This is a genomic window from Rhodopirellula sp. UH5 (assembly GCF_056839225.1).
Genome location: NZ_CM166390.1, coordinates 7,412,149 through 7,436,234 on the forward strand (window position 1 = coordinate 7,412,149; position 24,086 = coordinate 7,436,234).

Below are 24,086 nucleotides of genomic sequence, written 5' to 3' on the forward strand. Positions count from 1 at the left end.
GTGACGGATGACTCCGATGGAAAAGGTGTCGTCTTGGAACGGGGCCACGACGCGGGTTCCATGATAGCCGGGATGTTCGAATGCCGGGGGAATTGCCGGGCCAACGGCAGGCGGCGGCTGCTCACACGGAGGGAATGCTTGGCCCGATTGAACGGATCATGCGGGAAAAACGCTCTTGTTGGCAAGGCAACCCAAAACCGAGCCTGTGACGTATAATGGATGGAATCACGATCAACAGTGATCAAGTTTTTCTTTGTTTGCGGGGATGTGGATGAGCCATGGTCGACGCTGGCATGATCCCAACAGTCTTGGTGACCGACGACGACGCCGATTTTCGCGGCGTGGTTTGTGAGGCTCTCGCGCGCCGTGGCGTGCACACCGCTCAAGCCGCCGACGGTGATGAAGCGCTCCGTGTCATTGAAAAGACTGCGATTCACATGGTGCTGCTCGATGTGCACATGCCTCGTGTGACCGGATTGGACGTGATGCGGATCTTGTCGCAGCGTCCCAATTCGATGCCGTATGTGCTGATGAGCGCCCTGATGGACGAAGCGATCGAGCGGGAAGCGGCTCGGATGCGGGCCTACAAGATTCTTCGCAAGCCGGTTCGGTTGGGACAGCTTCGCGAAATTGTCTGCGGCGGTTTGACGGAAACGTACGGTTGGCGTCCGCCGGAATGACGGACGATGGCAGCGAAGTCGAGCCGACCTCGACGTCCGAATCGGATCGAGCGTCGGTCAATCCGTACGCGTCATCGATGCAACTGAATGGTTCGGACCCCGACCCCATCACGAACTCCGATCAAGTCGGCTGCTTTCTCGCCTTCGATGGCGAGATCACCGAAGACGACATTCGGCGATTGATTCCAGAACGAGAGTTGTGGATGATTTTAGCGGTTTTGATGTGGGGGTTTCTCATTCCCGCGTTTGCGATTGGTGCCGTGGTCACAATCATCAATGCGGTTCGAGAAGGATTGGATTCCGAATCGGTTGGGCTGATCTTCACCTGCATCGGCGTTGGATGTGGATTCGCGATTGCGACGCAGTACGTCAGTTCTTCCCGGCGAGCACGGCGGGCATTGAAGCAGCGGCCGGATTTGGTGGGGCGTGCGGTCGGCCGGTTCGTGCCGTGGGGTTTGCTGTTCAACGATGGTGAGCGGACCCATCTTTTGAACGCGGACTACTGCAGGCAGGCTCAATCCACCAGGCACGGTGTTCGAGTTCCGCTGTTGGAAGGCCCCTACGTTCAGCTCTACCTCGCCACGCGTTTGTTTGAGCGTTTTGACAAGGCCGTTTGGAAACACCTGCAAGCGATCTGGCTGCAACATGATGCAGCTCAGTTGGATCCAGACGCCGTCGTGGAACGGAACTGCCAGCAATTGGGGGAACGTCCTGAGTCGGCGATTTCGTTCGACGGGCAAGTCACGCTTCATGTGCCAGTGGACCAGAAAGCGGTGCGGCGGATCATGATTCGAAACGGCGGGTTGATTGTCGTTTACGGGGTGGCGATGTTCATCGCCTGGCACTTTGGATTCTGGGTCATTGCCGCGGGGTTGCTGATTCTGGCCCTCAGCACCACACGATACTTTTACAACAGTTGGCGTTGGACATCGATTCCAACTCAGGAAACGTCCTGGCGACAGCATGGATGGATCAGCCCCGAGGAAGTTGTCAGCGTCAACGAGAACAACGGCATCCGTTTGTCTCGTGAGGAATGTTTGAGAATCGAGTGGATCGACGAAACGCTGGTGTGGCATTTGCGAAACAACCGTGCGATGTATTTTTCGCGGGAGCACTTTCAAAGCGACGAGGACTGGAACTGGGTTTGCGAATCAAGCTCGCCCGAGACCGTTTCAACGATCGAATGAGGCAATGGCTTTGACCATCGTTTCGACGCACTGATCGATGTCCGGTGCAGAGTCGGCTTCGAAGGAACCGAGGCCGCGAATTTCGGAGAATGAACGGAGCCAGGTTTCTTGGCGTCGGGCCAGACGCCGGGTGTGGAAGACGACTTGTTCTGCCGCGGTTTCAGGGGCTTCCCCGGCCGCGATTGCTTCGATGATTTCACGGTAGCCAACCGCTTGGCGGGACGTTTTGGAAAGGGGGTGGTCCAGTGCCAGAAGGCTTTGGACTTCCGCTACCAAGCCTTCGTCGAACATCGCTTCGACGCGTTGTTCAATTCGTTGATGCAGAATCGGGCGTGGCACACGAAGCGCGAAGACGAGGCCTTCGTGGCTGGCTCGTGCCGACTCAAATTGCAATTGACGGTGGCTGATGGGGGTTCCGGTTGCACGAGCAAACTCGAGCGCCCGAATCATCCGTCGCGAATCTCCCGGATCGATTTTGGCCGCCGACAACGGGTCGACTTGTTGCAATCGTTCACGCAGTGCGCCGATGCCATGTTGCCGCAAGTCCTCTTCGACGGCTTGGCGGAAGGCTTCGTCCGCGGGCGGTCCGGCATCGAACCCCCGCAGAACGCCTTTCAAATACATCGGGGTGCCTCCGACGAACATCGGGCGATTGCCGCGATCCTTGATCTCTCGGACGCGAGCGTGGGCGGATTGCAAGTATTCAGCGACGCTGAATTCGTCCCAGGGATTGACCAGATCGATCAGGTGATGGGGGGCTCGGTCCAGTTGGTCGGGGGTGGGTTTGGCTGACCCGATGTCCATGCGGCGGTAGACCGCGATGGCATCGAGTGAAAGGATTTCGAGTTTTTGCCGGCCATTCGTTTTGGCCGCGAGAGTTTCCGCAACCCGCAGAGCCAATTCTGTTTTGCCCGAAGCGGTCGGACCGGTCAGAACGATCACGTCATCGAACAAAGGGGCAAAGGGCTGGGATCGGGTGTCAGGTTGCATCTCGAAAGTCAGCTGATGTGGTAAACTGGATTGTTCACAAGAGACCGTGATCCCGGAAAGGGGGCAACCCGAGTGGGCATGACTTACTTTCGCCGTTACCGCATGGAGATGGACCTGCGCCAGTGGAGCGGATCCTGGGACGCAGCCGATTTGGCCGCTCGTGGTTATGAGTTGGTCGCGTTTGACGAAGGTCTGATTCGCGAACATGCGGCGGCGAAGTTTCAGTCTTTCCGCTGTGAGATGGACGCGGATGTTTTCCCTTGTTTGGGACGGCGAGACGGTTGTTTGCGATTGATGCGAGAGATAGCCAGTCGCGCCACGTTTGTTCCGGAAGCGACTTGGTTGATCCGCTATCGAGATCGTCCGGGAGGCCGTCCCCTCGCTGTGGGAACCATCCAAGGGCTGGATCTGGACGAATGGGGTGCGGTGCAAAACCTGGGTGTTGTTCCGGAGCACCGCGGAAACGGCTTGGGACGATTGCTGATGATGCGATCCGCCGCGGGATTTCGATCCGCGGGGTTGGAACGCATGCACCTGGAAGTCACCACGGCCAACTCACACGCGGTCAAGCTGTACGAGCGAATTGGTTTTCGTCAAACCAAGGTCGTCTACAAGGCTTGTGAAGTGACAGGCGTTTGAGTTCCAGCGTTCGATCTTTTCACCGCGGGGCAATTCCAACGGCAGGCTCATTTCTGTGCGGTGCCGCGTTGGTTGTCACCGGCAGATCGTGTTGCAGCGGCGGTTGATCTTCCCACCCGGATTGACGCGTGATTGAGATGCATGCGGCTCACGAGTCAAAGAGTGTGCGGCGAATTTCGCCCAACCAGCTTTGGTGATGACGGCGCAACCGGACGACTTGTTTGGCTTTCGCGACCGCGTTGTCGAAATGCGAAGCTGACAGAAACATTTCCGCGGTGTGGGGCAGTTCGGCCGCGGTAGCCAAGCGAACGATCAAGCCACGGTGATAAATTGGCAGGCAGTGTGCCCGACACAATTCCATGGTCAGAGCGTCGCTGGTTGGGACTTCGGGTTCGCGTGTGCGGTAGTGCCATGTCAAGGCACCGCCGATCGCGACCAGTGCCATCGCAACGCCAGCAAAAACCACGATCGGAATGGATGAGTGGTTGGCGGTGGTTTCGTATTGTGGTGCCAAGTCCGTCATGCGGGTGACATTCATCAGCAACCGCGATGGGTGCAGCACTGATTCGGTGAACTCGGCAAGCAACGGCAGGCGGTCCATGTGGTGGAGAAAACTCATGCGACCAATCCTCGCTCTTTCATGGCCGCAAACGCGGCATCTCGGAGAGACCCTGTTGGAACGGCGCAGAGTTCTCGCAGCACGGTCTCTGATTGTGTTCCGGTTCCATGTGCAAGTGCTTGGGCGGCTCGCAGTTTGGCAACCTGGTGATCGGTTTCGGCAATCGTTCGAAGCGGATCGATCATCAAGTCGATCAGGCCAAGTGACTCTGTGAACGCGATCGCATCGAGTCGGTTTTGCATGACCGCGTGACGCAGGCCATGGCGGATGACGTCCAGCGTGCTGGAGTCGACTTGCATCAGGATGCGACCGAGTCGACGACCGACGTCGGGGGTGAGTCCGGCGAAGATCGGGAGCGCTTCGTGGGTGTTCAGATGAACCAGCAAGGCTTGCGCGGCTTGGGCCAGCGATGGTGAGTCGTGGTCGGAGAGTTCCACCAATCCGTTCAGCAAATCAATCTGACGATCGATTTCGGGGACGCGTTGATAGGCTTGGGAGTTCGCGGTTGCTTGGTCCAGGGCGGCTTGCTGTTCACTGGCTGCTTGCAGGTCCGCGATCCAGTCTGCCAACGACGGCGCTTCGATCCGTTTCAAGCAGACTTCGGCAACTCGGACGCTGTGTTCGCCCCCTCGTTCCAGCATCGCCAGAACCATGTGAACGGATTCGGACTCATGGGGCATCGCGATCGAGTAAGCGTTGCACATGGCAGCGTCACGATCGCTGCCAAGGGACCGCATGAAGGATTCGCCTCCACGCAAACAATCAGGCAATCCGTATTCCCGCAAATTGATCGAAGTGACAGGCGTGGGGGATTCGCCGATGGCATCCAACAATGCTTCGCAGAACATCGCGTCATGTCGGCGAAGGATCAGTCCAACCATCGGTCCCGAAACTTTGCGACGTCGGATGAAGCCCGATAGAAGCTGAAGCACCGCTTGATGCTCGCTCGTCCGCATGCGGCGCAGCAGCGTTTCTTGGGTGGAGGATTCATCGCTGAGCAACCGCTGCAGCAAAGCATCGTTCCAGTCTGAGATGACCAAGAAGGCATCCAGCAAATCGTTGTTGCGATGAGCGTTGTGTCGCTCGACCGCGGCGGCCAGTTGTTCTGTGATTCGCTGGCGGAATCGTTCGGACTCGGGGTAGATGCGGTGCTCAGGGGCTCGCTGACGGATGGGCTTGGAGAGCGGGCAGACCAGGGACAGTGTGACTTCCCCCGACGCGGCGCGAATCAACGAGTCTTCGTGATGCTGGGCCAAATGAATCAAGGTCTCGAGAGCGGCGGTTTGGTTCAAGCAGTCGATCATCTCGATCAATCGCAAGCCCACGGATTGATTCCAGCCGCCTTTGGCGAGTTGTTTGGTGACGACGCTGCCCAAGCACCCCGCATCGATCTCGACTTTGGAAGTGGTCAGAGCAGACAGGAGGTCGTCGTGACACTTCTCAAAGCGATTGATGAGCCAATTGAGCGTTTTGACGTCTTTGCGATGCGCCATCGCATGCAGACAACGTTGCCGCGTGGACCGATCGTCGCTCGCTGCGCCGAGTTGCAACACTTCGCCGGCACAGGGAGACGTGTTTTGCTTGAGAATTTCGAACGTGACGTCCAGGGAAGACATGATTCGAACGACCGGAAAAGGAGAAACGATGACTTAGTCAAACGTACCCCTTGGTTGGATGCCGACACTGCGGCGACTTTGAAAAAGGATCTCGCGGCGCTTGGCTGGCCCTCACAATCGGATCATTGCCCGCAATGCGTGCGAGGAGACGCTCTGGTGATGCGTTCCGTCGCAATTGTGGCGTTTGGGACGAATGACGGGGCCCCTCAGGACGGTTGGAGCCTCGCTCACACGTTCACTCTCTGAGGTCTGCCGATTTCTGACATCGCTTCTCGGCGGATTTCCACATGGTGCACCTCTCCTGAAACGAAGTTTGGGGAGAGCAACAGCGATATACTAGGTCGAGCGACGCCGTTCAGGCGTCCGCGAGGGAGAGGGCCGGGCATGGGAAGCGGCGCGCACTGCTCTGGACTGCTAAATGTTTGCTATTGGCGCTCTGATAGCGGATGCAAATTTTCTTCCGGCTTCTGTCTTTCTCCATCCCGGTAGGGATGTCAGATGGTAGCCGGGGGTCGCTGCGTAGCAGCACACCCCCGGTAAACGAGCCCCCCTGAAAAACTCTCCCTCCCGCCGTGGCCATCGGCCACGGCGGGAGGGAGAGTGGCGACGCGGGCATGTCCGTCGGTGGCGCTATCGCTTACCGACGGCTACTCTTTGTCATCCCTACCAGGATGAAAACTTGCGCAAACGAATACGCTCCACAACACCGAACTTTTCGCAGTCCAGCGGATTGCCCTCCCCCGGAAACTCGCTGAACGCTCGTTTTCCGACCCCTCCCGTTTGCGAGGTCGTGCAGTTTTGAAGTACCGTGTTGCCAAGCGTTTATTATCACCCTCCCTTGGGACGTTCGAAAAATAAATGGTGGCGGGCGTCTGGGTATCGCCCCGGATGGGGCCGTCGTGGGAGTTGGGGGCGTCCCTCGCTCACGCGTCGGGTTGTGATGGGTGGTTGCTGCAGAAACCCGCCAAAACCCAGCACCAGAAAACTGCACGACCTCTTGCAACGGGCGGGGTTCGCAAGACGTTGCGAGCAAGGCGCCTAAAAGCTGCACGGCCTCTGATCCGGGACAGATCAGCGGCGTGTTAGAACCGGGCCTGGCGTTGTTGCAGGTACTCGGTCAGAGCACGATCAAACGGCATGCTGGTGTCCAGCGGCACGTAGTCGATCCGGAGAGCGGCACACCCTTGCGAGTAGGTTTCGCGGAAGGCGGTGATTTGGTCGAGGTACTCGGCGCGGAACCCGGTCGCATCGACGGTGACGAGTTCACCGGATTCAGGGTCTTCGAACTCCACGGGACCTTCGTAGGGAAAGCGAACTTCTGCATCATCGAGGACATGAAAGACGATCACATCGTGGCCGCCATGTCGCAATCGAGCCAGGGCGGCAAGCGTCTCCTCGGGATCGCCTAGCAAGTCGGAGAACAACATCACCAGGCTGTGTTGCTTCAGCATCGCCGCGACCTGGACCAGACAAGTCGGCAGTTCCGTGGTGCCTTCGGGGGTCATGCCGGAAAGAGCCGCCAAGACGTCGCCCAAGTGCCCTCGTCGACTTCGGGCGGGCAGGATCGCGCGCAGTTTGTCGTCGAAGGTGAGCAAGCCAACCGGGTCTTTTTGCAGCGACATCAGATACGTCAGTGCGGCTGCCAAGCACGTGGAGTATTCGAACTTCGTCATCGAAGTTCCTTGGCGGAAACCCATCGATTTGGAAAGATCCATCAACAAGTAGCCGGTCAGGTTGGTCTCGGCTTCAAAGCGTTTGATGTAGTGCTTGTCTGTTTTGGCATACACCAACCAATCGATCAGTTTGGGATCATCGCCACGTGAGTAACGACGGTGATCGCTGAACTGAACCGAAAAACCTTGTAGCGGGCTGCTGTGCAAGCCTTGCAAGAACCCTCGCACGACCATCCGGGCACGCAGGTCGAGTCGTTTGATTTGCTGCAGCGTTTCCGGCGAAAGCGTCGATGTCATGCGGTGATGCCAAAGCGTTCGCGACGAACCAACACGCCCTCGACCAATTCAAAGCGTTCGTCCATTTCGTCGGCCAAGGACAGCGAGTGCGTCACGGTCACCAGCACGGTGTTCTGCTCGGCTTGCAAACGCAGCAACAACTCCGTGATCGTTTTCGCGGTCTTGGAATCGAGGTTGCCGGTCGGTTCATCCGCCAGCACGACGGACGGTTGCATCAACAACGCTCGCGCGATCGCGACCCGTTCGCGTTCGCCGCCTGACAATTCTTGCGGCAAGTGAGTTGCGCGGTGGGACAACCCGACGGCCTCGATCAATTCGCTCGCACGCGAAACATCGTCTCGCGTGGGTTTGCCGTTGGCGAGCGCCGGGATGAGGACGTTTTCGGTCACCGACAATTGCGGCAGCAAATGGTGGTCTTGGAAAATGAACCCGATCGTTTGGTTTCGGTAGGCAGCGCGTTTGCGAGCGTCCAGGGCAAAGGGATCTTGGCCGTTGATGTGAACCGATCCGGAATCCGGTTCATCGAGCGTTCCGAGAATTTGCAGCAGCGTGGTTTTGCCACTGCCGCTGGGGCCAACGATGGCCGCCGATTGACCGGGGGTCAATTCCAGGTTGACGCCTCGCAGGACGGACAACGGTTCCCCCGCGGTGGGATACGATTTTGACAGTTCGGAAACGACCAACACGTCCGTGAACTCCGGTTTGACGACTGAAATGCAAGACGGTCAGTCTAGCAGTCTTCCGTCGGATCGTCGCGATGCGTTGGCGTTGTTCCAGACGGGTTGGTTTTCCACCAGGGTGACGCGTTGATCAACGCAATCGCTGGGATTGGGAATGATTTGAGTGAGGCCGGACGGCCAGTGAACCGTGAGGGATTGAATTTCAGCGTCTCCCAAAGAAATCTCGACGACGCTTTCATCGGTGCACATGTAACCGTCACCCGCGACCACGTAGCCGTTTCGGACACCATCGTTGCACTGCACTTCGATTTGAGTTCCGGTTGCTCCGCGTTCGCTTTGTGAGCCGATCAATTCCAACTGGATCCAGCCACCCTCCCCAACGCACTCGTTGTGTAGCAGTGCGACGTCGCGATCCACGTGATTGACCACCAAGTCCATCCGGTGGTCACGATCAAAGTCCAGTTTGGCCATCGTTCGTCCCAGTGCCGGAGTGGTCCAGTAATCAGTGGGGCAATCAGGGATGACCGAGACAAAACCTGACGGCGTTGACGGGTTGGCGAGGAAGTCGCTGGATTGTCCTGATGAGAAGCCGCCTGAAAGAAAACATTGAGGAGGCATCTCGTACGGTTCACCAGGCATCCGATCGATGTGGCCGTTGACCAAACACACGTCCAGCCAGCCATCGCGATTCAAGTCAATCGCTTTGCATCCGAATCCCACCATTGGCCGGGTAGGCTGGTCCAGGCGTTGCCGCACGCATTGATCAGAAAACGAACCCGACTTGTTTTGAAGGTAAAGCGAAACGGATTCGGTGGAGAAGTTCGTGACGAACAGATCAAGGCCTCCTCGACGATCCAAATCATCTGCGGCGATGCCCATGCTGGCGGATGGCAGGCCGTCCACGGTGTTGGCGAGGCCGATCAGGTTGGCGATTTCTTGCCATCGGTTTTGGGAGGCATCGAACCGCAGCAAATGATTCGGACGACCGTCGTTGCCGACGAAGATTTCATTTTGGGTTGGTGTGGGGGCACTCTTGCTGAGCGGTTCGTTTGATTTTGTTGTCCGAGCTTCTTCCGAAAAGTGACCGACGATCACACCAAGCGATGTGCCTGCACGAGCAACCGATTCATCAATGGTCGTTGGCTGCCAGTTTTGCGTTTCGCTCTGAATCCAAATTCGGTCTGCTTCAGCGAATAGACTTCGCGGTGCCTTCTGAGGCACTCGACCGTTTTCGTCGGGAGGCAAGCGAACAAAGAGGTCGTTTTGTTCCACGTAGTTGGCTTCGAAGAGATCGGGCAATTGATCGCCATTGAGGTCGGCGATGACGACGGAGGTTGTGAAAGCACCCGGATGATTTTTAACCGCTTGGTCTCCCAAAGAAGCGGTGTGGTTGGTGAACGTGCCGTCGCCGTTGTTGACATACAGCTGGTTGGTACCCAGTGTCGCGATCAGCAAGTCATCAAAGCCATCTTGGTTGATGTCTCCACAGGCAATCCCAAACGAGTAGCCGAAATTGGAGACGCCGGTCGCCTCGGTTTGCTCGAGGAACTGGCCCGCCAAGTTTCGAAAGAGGGCGTCACTCTGGTCGCCCATCAACTCGGGCGGTTCACTGGCTCCTTGCCCAAACGCGATGTCGGGCCAACCATCTCGGTCGTAGTCGAGCACGCCAATTCCTGATCCGAGCGCTTCATGCATCCTCAGCGATTCGGTCTGCGTGCTCATGTCCGCAGCCACGTCCCTTTCATTCTGCCCTTGAGAAAGACGGCGCGGTCGAAAGCGAAAGTTCAGTCCGGCCTCCGCTGCCAAATCAGGCAGTCTTGGCTGGTAGGACTCCAGATCGCTCGACGGTCTAAAGGTGTTGTTGGCTGAGACCTGTGACTCGCTGGAGGCGATGGCTTGGAGGGCCTGCGCGGATTGCGTTTCTTGTTCGACCATCGCGGTCCGAAGAGCCGTTTGAAAGGGGAAGTCCTCCGGTCGAAGTTGCAAGCAATGTTCCTCGGCCAGGATGGCTGCCAAGTCGGGTGTGCTGGCCAACGCCTGCATCTGTTGGTGAATCAAGGCTCGGCTTTTCGCGACGTTGGATGAGGGGCCGCTATCTGATGGAGGGAGCGTTGGCGCCAAGACGTCGAGTTGGTGCAGTCGCCACTGGAACGATTCAAACGGCCGACCGGCTTCCATCAATGCCTTGGCGAGTTTGTCAGCGAGTCGAGCCCTTTGATCGCGACTGTCGCTGGCTTCGTCGCTGATCGGGTGCAGATGAATCCACTGGTCTCGCAGGTCGTTCGTTTCGGCGATCAGCCTGGCACGCTGGTAGAACAGTGCCGCATCGTGTTCCCGGTCAATTGCCAGCAACCAATTTCCAACGCGTTGGGTGCTGAGTTGATCGGTTGGGTTCAGTCGAATTGCTTGCAGCGTGGCCCCGATTGCGGCGTGTGGTTGCTGGTGGTGCCCCAGCCAGATTCCCAGCGTCGCCCAGAAGTTGGCTTGCTGACGAGTCGATGGCTCGCTTTGCCGAATCCAATGGGGGATTGCATCGAAATGCTGAGCTTCCGCGAGAACGCGTCCTTGCAACGCCTGTTGATCCGCCGTCACCGATGCAGGGGAGATTTCAAGCAATCGTTCCAGTGCCGCTTCGTATTCCCGGAGGCTGGAATGCCAGACCGCTTGGGACATTGCGGTGGGGCCCGGAGGAGCAAACTTGGCCGGCGGAAAGCTCTGGCCTTGAGCGATCAAGGAGAGAGATTCGTCCAGGGTGGCTTGGCCGGTACGCGAGAGTTGCGAGGCAATTCGGGCAGCTTCCGCCATTTGTCCCGCTTCCAGGTGCTGTTGCCAGCGGCGGTGTCGCTCAGCCATCGGGTCAGGGGATTCAGGGGCCGACGGCGAGAGCGAACGTTGTTGATCGGATCCAGATTCGCTCAGCGATTCACCGGAGCCGGGCGTTTGGGACGGGCAGCCAACGGTCAATGCCAAGAGCAACAGGACGCCCAAACGCAGCAAGAGAGAATCGTCGGTTGCCGTCATGGTGGCTTTCGCAAAGCAAGTTGGAATATCGGTGCCGCGACGGCATGGGGGATCGAAGTCGGACGGCACGTCCATTTCAGGCGTGGCGTTCAAGAGGTTGAGCCGTCTTCCCATCCTCGACTGGTACGAAGCACGTTTCAACGGTTCTCTCTTCGCATTGGGCGGCCTGAAACGCCGTTCAGCGACAGCGACAGTTGCGAAACGGACCCTAGTCGGAGGAAAAATATAAAATTTTCAGTGGTGTACAAAACATATTTTCCGGAGACGGAGCGAAAGCGATCCGTTTGATTCAGTCACATCTGCGTTTGGCAATATGTGTTAGATGAAAGCGGGTTGAATGTGGGTTGGAGTGTGCGGCGCAACTGAGTTCTAGGGAGTCGTAGAAAGGCTGGAACCGTGTGTTGACGAGTTTGAGTGCGAATATACCGATGGTTTTGAGACCGGTTTCATTCGGGGGGATACCGCGATTCGCCGTAGAAAAGAGGTTGGCCTTCGTGGCGAAGTTTATTTGCTAGCGTGTCTACAAAATGATTCAGTGAAATGCGACAGGGGTGCAAGGAATGGCGTCACGCGGGCCTCCTAAGGGAGGGGTGACTTCGTAGTGCGTCTGTAAGGGTGAGGAATTCGTCTTACTGTAACGGAACAAATGAGTACGATTGGTTACACGGCGGCGTTTCTAGAGACCGTTGCTGAAATATCTTTTGATTTCATTTCCGTTCTTTTGAGGAAAACGAATGACTCACTTCAATCCCCGTTTCGCACCGCAGTCAGCCAAGCGTGGTTTCACGCTGGTGGAATTGTTGGTCGTGATTGCGATCATCGGCGTCTTGGTGGGGCTGTTGTTGCCCGCCGTCCAGGCCGCCCGAGAGGCAGCTCGCCGAATGAGCTGCAGCAACAACTTCAAGCAAATCGGCTTGGCGTTGCACAACTACCACGCTGCCTTCAACATGTTGCCGCAACAAATGTCGGGTCCACACCGGGCTGGAGTTTGGTTGCACAGCCAGGATCCTGCTGGCGGCGAATGGAACTCTGGCAATCCGGCTTACAACGCGATGGGAACCAACAGTTTCCTGGTTGGTATTCTGCCGTTCTTGGAGCAACAAGGTCTGTGGGAGCAAATTGCGAATCCCCGTGACAACGACGGTGACGGAAACATCGATGTTCCTGCGTTCGGTTACGCCGGCGACAGCGATGCAGGCAACAACTATGACCCTTGGTTGACGGAAGTCCCTGGTTTCCGTTGCCCCAGCGACCCTGGTGCCGGAGCGCCTGCTCACGGACGGACCAACTACGGTGCTAGCATGGGGGATGGCTTTGATTACATGACGCAGGGCACCTACGAGTGGGACCTTTCGGCTCGCAAGGGCTGGCCAGCCGAACGCTCGCCTGCTGCGACGCGTGGATTTTTCATCGGTCGTACAACGACTCGATTCCGAGATGTGTTGGACGGGTTGTCGAACACGTTCGCTGCCGGTGAATTGGCGACGGACTTGATGGATTTGGACAACCGCACCAACGCGGCCAACTACACCGAGTGCGAGACCGACGTGAACTTCCAAGAAGCTTACGTGGATCCAACCCGTCCTCAGTTTTACTTGGACACAACCGATCTGAGTGGGAACACCGCGACGTCATGGACGCTGCGTTACGGTCGTGGATTCCGTTGGCACAGTGGTTATCCCGCTCAGTCAATGGTCTCGACGGTCAACCCACCAAACTCTCCCATTTGCGTGTTCCAAACAGGGGACTGGTTCCCAGAACGCGATGGCGGAAACGTTTCGCCCAGCAGTCGTCACCAAGGTGGTGTTCACATGCTGATGGGTGACGGGGCCGTGAAATTCATCACGGAATCGATCGAAGCCGGCAATCAAGAGGCACCTCCAGTGATCTGGAACGGATCCGGAATCAATCGACCTGGTGCACAGAGCCCGTATGGATTGTGGGGTGCTCTTGGCACGCGTGCTGCAAAAGAAACGATCGAAGAAGAATTCTGATTCGAATTCTTCTCTGACTTCTCAAAATCGGTCTTCGTCGCGAGTGGTTCGCGGCGGAGGCTTTTTCATTCCAAAGGACAATAAGTTGATCTCAAGAATTTCTCTGGCTGCGTTGTTTCTCTCGTCATTGTGCGTCATCGGATGCGGCCCAGGACAAACGGAAAAAGTGGTTTCGCCTGAAGACCTCAGCGCTTATGAAACCCCCGCAGGAGCGATGGAAGACGCGATGAAAGACGCAAGTCAGGACGCGAAAAAACGCAACTGAGCGACCGAGCTCGATCTGCCCACTGCCACCTCCGTTGTTGTCGCTGAAGCGATGGCAACGGAGGTTTTTTCGTATTTGGTGACCAAACTCGGCAGATTCCGTGTTCGCATTCCTGTCTGAGAAGCAGAACGGCAGACCACGACGCTGGCTTGGATTGACTGTTGCTGAGGTGGATCGGTGTTGGGAACACATCAGGTAAATAAGGAGGGGCCGTGTGTTCAGCTCAAACTTAAGTCGATCATGTGTGGTCGGTTCGATGGCTCGCAACTACATCGAGACGTTCCAAAACGTTGCGCTGGCTGGTCGCTTGTTGTTTGGGCGTTGCCGCATTGTTTTGAGGCAATCCCGCCAGCTTTTGATGCGAGCTTGATGTTTTGAAGGGCATGGGCGGGCGACTGGCCCGCAAATAACACATCCGAACCGACAAAAAAAACAAGATTTTCAGTTCGATAGAGGGTGATCTGCGTCACCTAGAGGCTCGCTGTGGTGGGACGGGAGCCCTTGTTACGGGCCGAATTTCTCGTGTGCGCATTTTGAAGCAAATGGTTTGCAAACGGTGCTGTCGCAAAATCGCGGGGTTCTGACGCGGAATGATGGTTGCGTGACATCGCGTCATTCAAAGGTTCGAGTTCGCTCGATGCCTTCCAACCGCGTCCCAGTTTTATTGAGAGTCCGATGTTGAAGTATCCGTCTATGTCATCGCGTTCCCCCATTGTTCCGGCAGGCACTGATCACACGATTCGTACACAACGTGGTTTCACTTTGGTTGAACTGCTCGTTGTCATTGCGATCATTGGCGTGTTGGTTGGATTGCTGTTGCCAGCCGTGCAGTCGGCTCGAGAGGCCGCTCGCCGGATGAGCTGCAGCAACAACATGAAGCAGATCGGATTGGCACTTCACAACTATCACTCCGCGTTCAAATCGTTCCCAGCTTCGGGGCGACCTGAAAACTACACCGCGAATGGTTGGGCTCGGAAGCCATCGTGGTTCATCGCGATTTTGCCGCAATTGGAACAATCCGCCATCTACGACGGCATTGATTTTTCGGGATCGTCCTTTGACGGGACGAACGCGAGTTGGGCGGCACCCGTTGTTCATTGGGAAGAAATGGATCAAGCACGTGTGCCAGGTTTTTGGTGCCCTTCCAGTGTGCTCGCGAAAACGAATCCGTACCCAACGAATGATGCGACTCAAGCGTTGGGTGCACCAGAAAATTTAGAAGTTCAGATTCCTGACTATGCCGGCAACAGCGGTTGCAACTTCACCGGAGGAACCATCGACGATCACCCGACCGCAGTTTGGGATTGGGGTGGCGTTCATGCTGACAACGGTTTCTTTGGCATGAAGATGCGATTCGATTCACCGTGGCCTGGTACCGAGACCCGGTTCGCTTCGCTGTTGGATGGAACATCACACACCATCGCAGTGGGTGAGCAAGGCGGCGTTCACGGAACCTTCAACGATCATCGTGCCGGAGCAGTTCTCGGGGGGATGTGGTCGTGCGGAACCGCCACTGCCGGCAGCTCGAAGAACAACTACGTCGTGACTCGTTATCCCATCAATTACTCCGGCGATGATTGGCCGTCGTGGGGCGGATTGAACTGGGACGGCGGTTGGGCGAAGAACGGGATGGAAACCGCGTTCAACAACACCGCGTTTCGATCGCAACACGTTGGCGGTGCCCAATTCGTGATGGGCGACGGTTCGGTGCACTTCATCACGGACAGTATTCAGTTCGAAATTTACACGGCGTTGATGGATCGTGCAGACCGGTCCGCGATGGAAGGACTTGAATGATGAATTGGAATCAAAAAGCAATGTTGGAAAATCAAAGTCGACGTCAACGGAACCGGCTATTGGGCTCGTCGTTCTTGCTCTTCGGTTTGTTGAGCGTGTTGTCTGGATGTGGCCCATCGGGCCCCGAGATCGCAGAGGTTTCTGGGGTGGTTACCATGGGCGGGAATCCTGTTCCTGATGCTTCGATCACGTTCTATCCTGTCTCCGGTCGACAGTCGTTTGGGAAGTCGGACCAAGATGGACGCTACACGTTGGAGTATGCCCAGGATCAGCCGGGAGCAGTGACCGGGCAGCACCGAGTCAAAATCATGACAGGAGGGATGGGAGCACCCAGCATGCCGACCGGCCCTGGGGAGAGTCCCAGCAAATCTCGAACGCGTTCCAAAGGGATGACGCCACCGAAGGAAGTCACGCTTCCAGAGATGGTGACGGTTGAGTCCGGTCCGAACGAAATCGATCTGATCATTCCTTCCTCTTGAACGAGTCGTTTAAGCAGGTCGACAGGAATCTTTCGATCTTGGAACCGTTTCAGGAGGCGTTGTGGTGCTCCCAAGTGCAACCGGGGCCAACTCCCAAACGGCTCACGTGATTCTGACCGATCATTCCTGCTCACCTGCTTCGTGTTCAAACTCCGATCACCTCGGCTGCGATTTTTCGCGGTCGAGGTTTTTTGTTTGGTTGATTGCGGGCACCAAGAGCCCACCGGATTTGATCCGGTCATTTTGCTTCCTGGGCAGGACATTTGTCTGTCTTTCACTATGATGTTTGGGATGAATCCATCTCCATCTCATTCGGCAGACGCCGACGAACCAGCTCGCTCGCCAAGCGGACCTCGAACCTTCTTGTCCGAGGTTGTTGTTTCGTTGATCGCTCCGGCCGCTCTCGTTTTCTTGCTCGTCATTGCGACTTGGATGCAGCAAGGGTTTGTCGCTGGGATCCGATGCGGGATGGATTTGATTCAGCCGGTCGGCTTGGTTTGGCTGGGCTTGTTGGCGCTGGCGACTCATGCGGTCCGCCAATGGAGACGGGGGACGGTTTCTGGTTTCAAGCCGATAGCATCGTTGGTTGGCTTTGTCCTGTGGGGAATCGTTGGCAATGCGGGGTTTGCGAATTGGGCCAGTTCCCAGGTTGAAAGCCCGCTGGTGTCAGAACCTCACCCGGCGTTGGAGCAGCGGTCGGTGGATCGGCCGCTGGATGCCGTGGTTGTTTTGGGAGGCGGTTCCTCCGCGATTGCACCTGGTTTCTATGAACTGGGGCGAGATGGCGAGCGAGTGATCTCAGCTGCTCAGGCGTACCATGCCAAGTCAACACGCGCGATCATCGTGACGGGATCTTCCACCGATGGTTACGAACCGCCATGGAAGCAATCGACCCAGTTGCTTCTCTCTTTGGGGGTTCCTGAGGAGGTGATTTTCCGGATCGAAGGCGTCAACACTCGAGCGGAGATGAAATCGCTGAAGCAATTGATGGACTCGCCGCCGGCCCAGTGGAAGGATCGTTGGACGGAAGAGTCGATGGAATCCGGTGAGCCCCAGGTGGGGCTGATCACAAGTGCCTTTCACATCCCGAGAGCGATGCGTTTGGCCAACAACGCATCGTTGGATCTGATCCCGCTGCCTTGCGCGTTCCGTGCGCAAAAACAACCCACGACCTTGGTTGGCGTCGTCGCTGGTTCCTGGTGCCGGTTCACTGGATGACGTTGGCAAGATGTTCAAAGAAACCGTCGCGAAAATGGCGGGGCAGTGATCTGAGCCGGATGGCTACAGATTCAGTTTTTGAAAGGTCGGTTCCAGGGCGGCTTTCCATTTGGAGTAACCGGCTTCGTTGGGGTGCAGCAGATCAGGGAATTCTTCCGCTTTGGCATCGCCCTGCTCATTTGCAAACGGCGTCCAGGTGTCGACCACGTGTACCGTTTCATTCTCTTCGGCGATCTCGGTCAGCAGTTCGTTGATGCGTTTGATTTGAGTCGCTGGGCGGGACTTGGTTTCGCTGCTGGGCATGACCAAGCACAGCACGATGGGCATTTCCGCATCGTGTTCTGAGAGTGCTTGAAGAATCAATCGGACGTTGCTGGCAACCGTTTCCGGCGAGGCATGTTCCTCGAGATCGTTGGTTCCCATCAGCATCACGACGGCTTGGGGATCCAGGTCGAGCACGTCCTCTTTCAGGCGATACAACATGCCGCGAGTCGTGTCGCCACTGATGCCGCGGTTGGCGACCTTGCGGTTTTCGAACGTGCCACGGAAATCGTCGCCCCACCCTTGCGTGATCGAGTCGCCAAGAAACACGATCGCGTTTTGGTCTTGTTGCGTGCGGGCGTCAAAGGTGGATCGACGCCGCTGCCAAACCTGCTTCATCCAGTCGTAGCGGCGAACCGGTCCTGAACCGGCCATCGAGTCATTGGTTTCAGGGATCAGGAACTGTTTTTCGACGGTTGCGGTGGCGTCTTGCGTCATCGCCGGCAATCCTGTGAACAGCATTCCAGCTTCCAAGCCAATCAAAGTGCAAAGCAGACGGAGACTGGAAAATCGGCGTTGATTCATGGGGGCAAACTCATCGGGTGGAACGAGGTGGGACCGCAGTAGTTTATCATGGAAGACGCCCGACAATGATGTCGCCGCTGAATCCACAACGGAGGAGCCAATGCCCAAACCGAAGTTAACGTTGGTCTCGATGAGCGGGTTGCGAGTGGGGCATGAAGAGTTGCTTCAACGCGGGTTGAGGTTGCCTGGTTTGGCTCGGCGTGCGTCGGCGCTTTCCCAATTGCCGCCGCTGGGACTGCTGACCATCGCGGGTTTGGTGCCTGAGAGCTGGGACATGGAACTGGTCCTGGACGATGGGGCGAGCGACGAGAGGGACGTGGCCGATCAGATTTTGCTGGGGACCTCTTCGCCGACACAGCCAGCCGTCGTGGCGTTTTCTGCGTTGACGCCTTCGGCCGATCGCGCGGCACGAATCAGTCGACTGGTTCGAGGCCGCAATGTGACGACGGTGATCGGTGGGCTGCATGCCACGGCAGCTCCCGAGCATTGCCGCCCGCATTTTGATGTGGTGGTTCAGGGGGATGGCGAAAGCACGTTCGCGAAATTGTTGACGGATGTCACCGAAGGAAGCTTGGCGAGGTCGTATCAGGCGGATGGATCCTTCTCGCTTGCGGATTCGCCCCTTCCTCGCTGGGATTTGTTGGGAGTTCATTCGCCGCCGCGGTACACGGTTCAGTCGATGCGAGGCTGCCCGTGGGCGTGTTCGTTCTGCGCCGCGAGCCGATTGCTGGGGCCAGCGAGAGTCAAACCGGACGAACGGTTCGAAGCGGAGATGCGTGCGATCGCGAGTCAGAAGTCGCGTCCATGGATTGAATTGGCGGACGACAATACGTTCGCCAGCGGACGCGACCATGGACCCATGCTGGAATCATTGCGGCGGCACGGGGCCAGATGGTTCACCGAATCGGATTGGCGAATTGCCAATCAGCCACAACTGCTTTCGCAAATTGCCGAGAGCGGTTGTCGGCAGATCTTGATTGGCTTGGAATCCAACGTGTTTCGCTATCCCGGCATGGGCGCCAAGAACGCGGATTGGCAACGCATGTTGGATGCCGTCGATGCGATCCAAGAGGCGGGCATTGTGGTCAACGGTTGCTTGATCGTCGGGGCGGATGGCGAAACGTCTGAGTCGATCGAAAGACTCGGGGACTTCTTGGAAGAAGCTCCGATGGGTGAGATCCAATTGACGTTGCAGACGCCGTTTCCTGGGACCAGCCTGTACGAATCGTTGTTGCGGTCGCAGCGATTGTTGCCGGGCGACTTTTCTCGTTACACGTTGTTTGATGTCGTGTATCAGCCCGACCAAATGACGGCGGAGCAATTGCAAAGTGGATTCAACGACTTGGTGGAGCGAGTGTTTCGGCCCGAGGCCCAGGCTCGACGCGATGCCATTCAAAAGCGGATTCGATCCTCCCGGCGCACCTCAGGAAAACAAGCATGAATGATTCAGCAAGCACTGATCCAATGACGTTGCGTTTGCGAGATCCGTTGCTGTTTTTGTTGGGTGTGGAGTCGTCCATCCGAAGAGTGCTTCGTTGTCCCTGGTCGCTTCTGTTGGGGTTGGCTCTGGTCGCGACCGCATCGATGGCGCGTGAGTATGACGCGGTCAGTTGGTGGGACGCGCCCCAGGACTTGCTCGGGCCGTTTGCTGCGTCGTTGGTCATCTGCACGATCTTGTTCATTGCGGTGCAGATCTGTTTGGCAATGACAGGCGTGAAGCGAGATTCAAAGACCAGCTTGATTGGTGACTACCGAACCTTCCTGACCGGATATTGGATGACCGCTCCGCTGGCGTGGTTGTACGCGATTCCAATCGAGGTCATGGCGGATGAAATGGTCTCGCTGCGTTTCAATCTGACACTGTTGTCGATCGTGTCCATTTGGCGAGTGGTGTTGTTCAGTCGTGTGATCGCAATTCAGTTTGGACTTCGAGTTGGGGCCACGCTGACTTGGATTCTGGTTCCCTGCATGGTGATCGCGTTCTTTGCACTGCTATCGGCTCAGTTGTCGATGGTTTCCCTCATGGGCGGCATTCGGTTGACGCAAACGCAGCAGGTATTGAGGAGCTATCAATCGACCGTCGCGGCCGGATGCTTTTATGGCTTCATTCCCGTTCTGATCGCGGCATTGGGTTCGATTGCGATGTCAAGCAAATCGAAGCATCGCTGGGATGAAATTGGTCGTCGCAGCGTCCCGATGCGACGAATCGTTTGGTTGTGGCCCGCGGTGTCAGCGGTGACCTTGCTGGTCGCGGCGACTTTCTTTCAGCCCCAACTCATACGATCGGCGAAAGTGGACGCAATGCTTCGAAGTGGTGACATCGACGACGCCGTCGCGACGATGCAAGCCTCCGGGGAGGAAGCCTTTCCGATTGTCTGGGATCCGCCTCCAAAGTATCCCGATCGAGCCGACTGGTCGCCGAAAATCTCACTCGTCGCCGATGCACTTCAGACGCAGCAGGTTGAGCGGTGGATTGTGGATCGGTTGATGGTGCAAGCCGACGAGATTGCATTGCGACAAGAAGGATGGTTCGAGGGCACCGCCGATTTGGAGTACTTTCAAGATTACATCGTGCACCGTGACGTGGACACAATCGATCGAATGTTGACGACGCTCGGGAAGCTTCGCACGCTCCAGGTGGGGGACCAAGAAACGCAAAATCATCGGGGCGCGCTGATCCGGGTGATGGAGGTCTCACTCGCGGCAGCGATTCAGCGGCAGGAAGCGGAGGCGAGTGAATTGGCGAGTGACGAAGAGGAACAGACGGAAGGGGCTGCGGCGGAGACTTCGGAGAAGCCCGGAAGCTGAGTTGGGACTTGGTGCGTCCTCACTCACTGAATTGCCGCCAGTTGTTGCTTGGCGTCGTCGACGATTTCGGTTGCCCAGGTTTGTCCTTCGTAGAGCGTGACAATTCCCTGCAGGACCTTGGCTTTGTCTTGCGGTTCGAGCGACAACGCGGTGGTGAGCCGAAGTCGCAAGGCTTGTTGTCGCTGGGTGTTGGCAACCTGATCCGTGGGATCGGAGTTCAGCCGCTCAATTTCGTCACGAACGAGTGTCTCGAGTTGTTGCAACTCTCGAAGCCGAAGGCGATGTTTGAGTTTGTCGCCCGGCGAAAGTATCTCGCCGGCGGCTTCGGGATCGACGTCGAGTGAATAGACGTCCAGCCAAGCTTGCAGGTGCTTCGCTGCGTCAGCTTGAGATGTTTCGCGAAGCGACAACGCATCCAAAAGTGCTTCTTCGGCTGCCGGCAATTGGGAGGCTTGGCCGGTGGACCGGGAGCGATTCTTGAGCTGCCGATAGGTGGATTCGAGCTGGGCGGAACGCTGCCAATGGAGGACTTGTTCGGCGTTTTCGTTGTCCGGGTAAGTTTCCAGAAACAGGTTCATTCGCGAGATTTCCGAAGCCAGCGAACCGTCCATTTCAGCTGCTTCGAACGCCCCGTACAAGGTCGAAGCCGAGGGGGTGCGGATCGAATAGACGAACAGTGCGATGCCACCCAACAAGATCAAGACCATCCCGGCGATGGATGCCCAATGCACCCAATTCGAATCATGGCTTTCGGCACGGTGACGGTCCGACAGGTACCCACCGGGAGTCGCGGTGGAATCGATCGTCTGGAAATGAGTCTTGGCCTGTTCCTCGTTGCGTTTCGATTGCGTCAACGATTCGTTGGTGCTGGTCAGAGCCGGGGCCGTCAACGGATCGGCAAGGTTGCTGGGGTGTTCGTTGGCGACGACGCGTCGACCGGTCACGTGGTTGCCGCCGGTTTCGTTGGTTGGCAGGTCGGGCGAAATTTCGCGGGAGGCATCGGTGTGATGGTGGCCACGCGTGTCCAAGTCACCGGCCAAGTTGGGCGGCAGTTCTGGCGTGAATTCTTCGTCACCCAGTTGGGTACGAGACGCTTGCTCGTTCAGCGTTCGGCCACGTTGCAATCCAGCCCGCGTCGCTTTCAAGCGGTTCATCACCGCCAGCGCCGTCGGGGGACGATTGGCCGGATCTTTTTCGAGCAATTGATGCACGATCTCAACGACTTCGGCGGGGATGTCCGGATTGATCAGATCCAGCGGCACCGGGCGGTCTCGTTGCAACGCCTCCACGACTTGGGTGACCTTCTTGCCTGCAAAGGGGGCTCGTCCAGCGAGCATCGCGTACATCACGCTGCCGAGCGCGTACAGATCGGTGCGAGGCGTGATCGAGTGGCTGCCTGCTTGTTCGGGCGCCATGTAATCGGCCGTGCCCAGCACCGAACCATGCAGTGTTTGCTCCCCGAATCCAAACAGCTTGGCGATTCCAAAGTCGACCAGTTTGACTTCCCCGGCCTCGGTCAGAATCAAGTTGGCAGGTTTGAGGTCACGGTGAATCACTCCGATGTCATGGGCATGTTTGAGCGCCGCGCAAACTTGCGATGCGATGTCCAACGTCGGCAGCCAACCGAGTCGCTTGACGTCGCGGATTCGTTTTTGCAGCGTTTCGCCGCGGACCAGTTCCATGGAATAGAACAGTTGGCCGGCTTCTTCGCCGTAGCCGATCAAGCGGACGATTCCCGGGTGCCGCAGCCGACGCAGGGTTTCGACTTCCGCATCAAATCGGCGGCGGAACCGCATGTCGTCGGCAACATGTTGTGCGATCAACTTCACGGCGACTTCTTCGCCGGTCTTGCCGTGCCGAGCCCGATAGACCGATCCCATGCCACCGCGGCCGATGACGCTTTCAATCTGATACGGTCCGAGTAGTTCAGGCTCAGCCATCAAGGTCCGTCCAATCGCCTCGTGGATCGTTGGAAATTTCGGTCGGCTCGCCTTCATCGGCCAGCGTTTGAATTTTTTGTCGCGTGGTGTCGACCGACTCTGCGTCCATCAAGGGCTGCAGTTTGATGCGAAAGGACTTGGTTTGCCCGGCACCGATGTCGAGCAATCGGCCTTGTTTTTCTTCGAATCCGCGGCGGTTTGGGAAACCGGTGGCAGGTTCCATGCCGGTCACGTACCCGTCCGCTTCGGCGGCCGTGTTCTTCCATAATACGAAGGCGGGCAGCGTCGATGTTTTGTAGCTGACAGCAAAACCCCGGTCCTGTTCGGGCGACGTCAGCATGGTGTGCGTGTAACCGGTTTCATCGGCCCGAGGGCGACCGAAGTAGACCCGTTCCGCTTGGCCGGTGGTGGGGCCGTCGAACTCGTCCCAGCGATCGATTTGGCCCGCCGCGTGAGCGTCTTTGGGGGCCAATTCGTCGAGGGCTGCTACCAGACGGCTGTTTTCGCCCAGAATCGGGGCGCCGATGTTGATGTGGTAAAGCAGTTGCATGGTTTGGGGCGTCTCCAACTCGTTGGTCACGTCGTCGAGCAGTTCGACTTCCGTGCGATCGGCATGGATGCGGATTTTGGATCGCATTCGAAAACGCTTGAAAAACAAGCGGGTTTCGACGGTGTCGGCGATCAATTCGACGCGACCACTGGCCTCGTCAAATTCCACCGACAGAGAGTCCGCTGGCGTGTTGGCGATGTGCCCGTGCAGGGGAAATTCCAGTTGGCCGTTGGCGTCGTGTTGTGGAGCACCATTGCTCTGCAAGCCACAGCGGACGACCAATTCGTCGAAACCCGACAACCACCCCAATCCACTGGGTTCGGAGACGGGCACGTGATTGGGGTGAACCGGCCCAATCACGGGGGAATGCCATCCAAACCGAACGCCATCGCACTCGATTCGCCAGATCGACATGCCCCGGGTTGGCAGCACATCGACATGCATTCGGCTGTTTTTCAGCCGGACAATTTCCACGCCTTCGCTGACGCCACCTCGAAAAACCCCGTGCCGGATCGTCCAGTCGCCTACCCGGGTGGACAAATCCAGGTGCATTGGGCTGGTGGTGTCCCACTGGATTCGTTGCTCACGGTCGTCAACTTCTCGGACAACGATGGATTCGGTGGCCATGAAGGGCTTCCAATTCAATTCGAGGGTGGCGTGCAAAGCGGGGGCATTCTGGACCCGGCCTCTGAACTTGTATAGACCTTCACGTCGGCCTAAAACATGTCGTGGAAACGGTCTGGGCGCAATCCGTGTGGATTGTGTTCCATGCTAGTGATCATCCATC

General features: G+C 57.3%; 20 protein-coding genes. 10 read left to right on the plus strand and 10 right to left on the minus strand.

All coding sequences use genetic code 11. The features are described 5' to 3' along the window. Nucleotides 1-278 precede the first annotated feature (278 nt). Together UH5x_RS26625 and UH5x_RS26630 are read left to right on the plus strand one after the other, a co-directional pair. Nucleotides 279-680 carry a response regulator gene (locus UH5x_RS26625; RefSeq protein WP_083435202.1) on the plus strand — a complete coding sequence of 134 codons (402 nt, stop codon included), beginning with the start codon at nt 279-281 and terminating at the stop codon, nt 678-680. After that, the gene (locus tag UH5x_RS26630) at nt 662-1,867 is read left to right on the plus strand and encodes a hypothetical protein (RefSeq protein ID WP_482634237.1); all 1,206 of its coding nucleotides are present in this window, start codon (nt 662-664) and stop codon (nt 1,865-1,867) included. Before UH5x_RS26625 ends, UH5x_RS26630 begins: the two co-directional genes overlap by 19 nt. On the opposite strand, the gene miaA is transcribed toward UH5x_RS26630, so the two are convergent. Continuing rightward, a complete protein-coding gene (gene miaA, locus UH5x_RS26635; RefSeq protein ID WP_047817470.1) occupies nt 1,853-2,857 on the minus strand; it encodes a tRNA (adenosine(37)-N6)-dimethylallyltransferase MiaA in 1,005 nt (334 codons plus the stop codon). The two genes, UH5x_RS26630 and miaA, sit on opposite strands and share 15 nt — an antisense overlap. Before the next feature lie 72 nt (nt 2,858-2,929). Here miaA and UH5x_RS26640 point away from each other — a divergent pair, with 72 nt between their 5' ends. After that, nucleotides 2,930-3,496 (plus strand): GNAT family N-acetyltransferase, encoded by a 567-nt coding sequence (locus UH5x_RS26640; protein WP_047817469.1) that lies wholly within the window; start codon nt 2,930-2,932, stop codon nt 3,494-3,496. Nucleotides 3,497-3,644: 148 nt separating this feature from the next. Here the strand turns inward: UH5x_RS26640 and UH5x_RS26645 are convergent, their stop codons facing one another. The 5 genes from UH5x_RS26645 to UH5x_RS26665 form a co-directional block, all read right to left on the minus strand. Then, complete coding sequence (locus UH5x_RS26645; protein ID WP_482634238.1) at nt 3,645-4,115, minus strand: hypothetical protein; 471 nt, start codon at nt 4,113-4,115, stop codon at nt 3,645-3,647. Further along, the gene (locus UH5x_RS26650; RefSeq protein WP_047817468.1) at nt 4,112-5,731 is read right to left on the minus strand and encodes a hypothetical protein; all 1,620 of its coding nucleotides are present in this window, start codon (nt 5,729-5,731) and stop codon (nt 4,112-4,114) included. The genes UH5x_RS26645 and UH5x_RS26650 overlap by 4 nt, the downstream gene beginning before the upstream one ends. A 1,082-nt stretch (nt 5,732-6,813) precedes the next feature. After that, nucleotides 6,814-7,701: a DUF58 domain-containing protein gene (locus tag UH5x_RS26655; protein WP_047812469.1), complete on the minus strand. Its 888-nt coding sequence runs from the start codon at nt 7,699-7,701 to the stop codon at nt 6,814-6,816. Beyond that, on the minus strand, nt 7,698-8,387 hold the full coding sequence (locus tag UH5x_RS26660) for an ABC transporter ATP-binding protein (RefSeq protein ID WP_047812470.1): 690 nt from the start codon (nt 8,385-8,387) through the stop codon (nt 7,698-7,700). Before UH5x_RS26660 ends, UH5x_RS26655 begins: the two co-directional genes overlap by 4 nt. 39 nt (nt 8,388-8,426) lie before the next feature. Further along, nucleotides 8,427-11,495, minus strand: a complete 3,069-nt coding sequence (locus UH5x_RS26665; RefSeq protein WP_482634239.1) for an FG-GAP-like repeat-containing protein — start codon at nt 11,493-11,495, stop codon at nt 8,427-8,429. A 641-nt stretch (nt 11,496-12,136) separates the two neighbouring features. Here UH5x_RS26665 and UH5x_RS26670 point away from each other — a divergent pair. Together UH5x_RS26670 and UH5x_RS26675 are read left to right on the plus strand one after the other, a co-directional pair. Beyond that, the gene (locus UH5x_RS26670; RefSeq protein ID WP_047812472.1) at nt 12,137-13,396 is read left to right on the plus strand and encodes a DUF1559 domain-containing protein; all 1,260 of its coding nucleotides are present in this window, start codon (nt 12,137-12,139) and stop codon (nt 13,394-13,396) included. Nucleotides 13,397-13,481: 85 nt separating this feature from the next. After that, complete coding sequence (locus UH5x_RS26675; RefSeq protein WP_150122462.1) at nt 13,482-13,661, plus strand: hypothetical protein; 180 nt, start codon at nt 13,482-13,484, stop codon at nt 13,659-13,661. A gap of 218 nt (nt 13,662-13,879) precedes the next feature. Here the strand turns inward: UH5x_RS26675 and UH5x_RS26680 are convergent, their stop codons facing one another. Next, a complete protein-coding gene (locus UH5x_RS26680) occupies nt 13,880-14,131 on the minus strand; it encodes a hypothetical protein (RefSeq protein WP_482634240.1) in 252 nt (83 codons plus the stop codon). A 223-nt stretch (nt 14,132-14,354) separates the two neighbouring features. Here UH5x_RS26680 and UH5x_RS26685 point away from each other — a divergent pair, with 223 nt between their 5' ends. The 3 genes from UH5x_RS26685 to UH5x_RS26695 all read left to right on the plus strand — a co-directional run bounded on the left by UH5x_RS26685 (nt 14,355) and on the right by UH5x_RS26695 (nt 17,155). After that, nucleotides 14,355-15,458, plus strand: a complete 1,104-nt coding sequence (locus UH5x_RS26685; RefSeq protein ID WP_047812474.1) for a DUF1559 domain-containing protein — start codon at nt 14,355-14,357, stop codon at nt 15,456-15,458. Then, a complete protein-coding gene (locus UH5x_RS26690; protein WP_047812475.1) occupies nt 15,455-15,937 on the plus strand; it encodes an Ig-like domain-containing protein in 483 nt (160 codons plus the stop codon). The genes UH5x_RS26685 and UH5x_RS26690 overlap by 4 nt, the downstream gene beginning before the upstream one ends. A gap of 291 nt (nt 15,938-16,228) precedes the next feature. Next, a complete protein-coding gene (locus UH5x_RS26695) occupies nt 16,229-17,155 on the plus strand; it encodes a YdcF family protein (protein ID WP_482634241.1) in 927 nt (308 codons plus the stop codon). A gap of 63 nt (nt 17,156-17,218) precedes the next feature. On the opposite strand, the gene UH5x_RS26700 is transcribed toward UH5x_RS26695, so the two are convergent. Beyond that, the gene (locus UH5x_RS26700; RefSeq protein WP_047812476.1) at nt 17,219-18,001 is read right to left on the minus strand and encodes an SGNH/GDSL hydrolase family protein; all 783 of its coding nucleotides are present in this window, start codon (nt 17,999-18,001) and stop codon (nt 17,219-17,221) included. A 100-nt stretch (nt 18,002-18,101) separates the two neighbouring features. Between UH5x_RS26700 and UH5x_RS26705 the strand changes: the two genes are divergently transcribed. Then, complete coding sequence (locus UH5x_RS26705) at nt 18,102-19,442, plus strand: B12-binding domain-containing radical SAM protein (protein ID WP_482634242.1); 1,341 nt, start codon at nt 18,102-18,104, stop codon at nt 19,440-19,442. Then, nucleotides 19,439-20,809: a hypothetical protein gene (locus UH5x_RS26710; protein WP_482634243.1), complete on the plus strand. Its 1,371-nt coding sequence runs from the start codon at nt 19,439-19,441 to the stop codon at nt 20,807-20,809. Before UH5x_RS26705 ends, UH5x_RS26710 begins: the two co-directional genes overlap by 4 nt. Before the next feature lie 23 nt (nt 20,810-20,832). On the opposite strand, the gene UH5x_RS26715 is transcribed toward UH5x_RS26710, so the two are convergent. Together UH5x_RS26715 and UH5x_RS26720 are read right to left on the minus strand one after the other, a co-directional pair. Then, entirely contained in the window at nt 20,833-22,749 is a 1,917-nt protein-coding gene (locus tag UH5x_RS26715) for a serine/threonine-protein kinase (RefSeq protein WP_482634244.1), read from the minus strand. Next, entirely contained in the window at nt 22,742-23,926 is a 1,185-nt protein-coding gene (locus UH5x_RS26720) for an aldose 1-epimerase family protein (RefSeq protein ID WP_047812480.1), read from the minus strand. The genes UH5x_RS26715 and UH5x_RS26720 overlap by 8 nt, the downstream gene beginning before the upstream one ends. Nucleotides 23,927-24,086 lie beyond the last annotated feature (160 nt).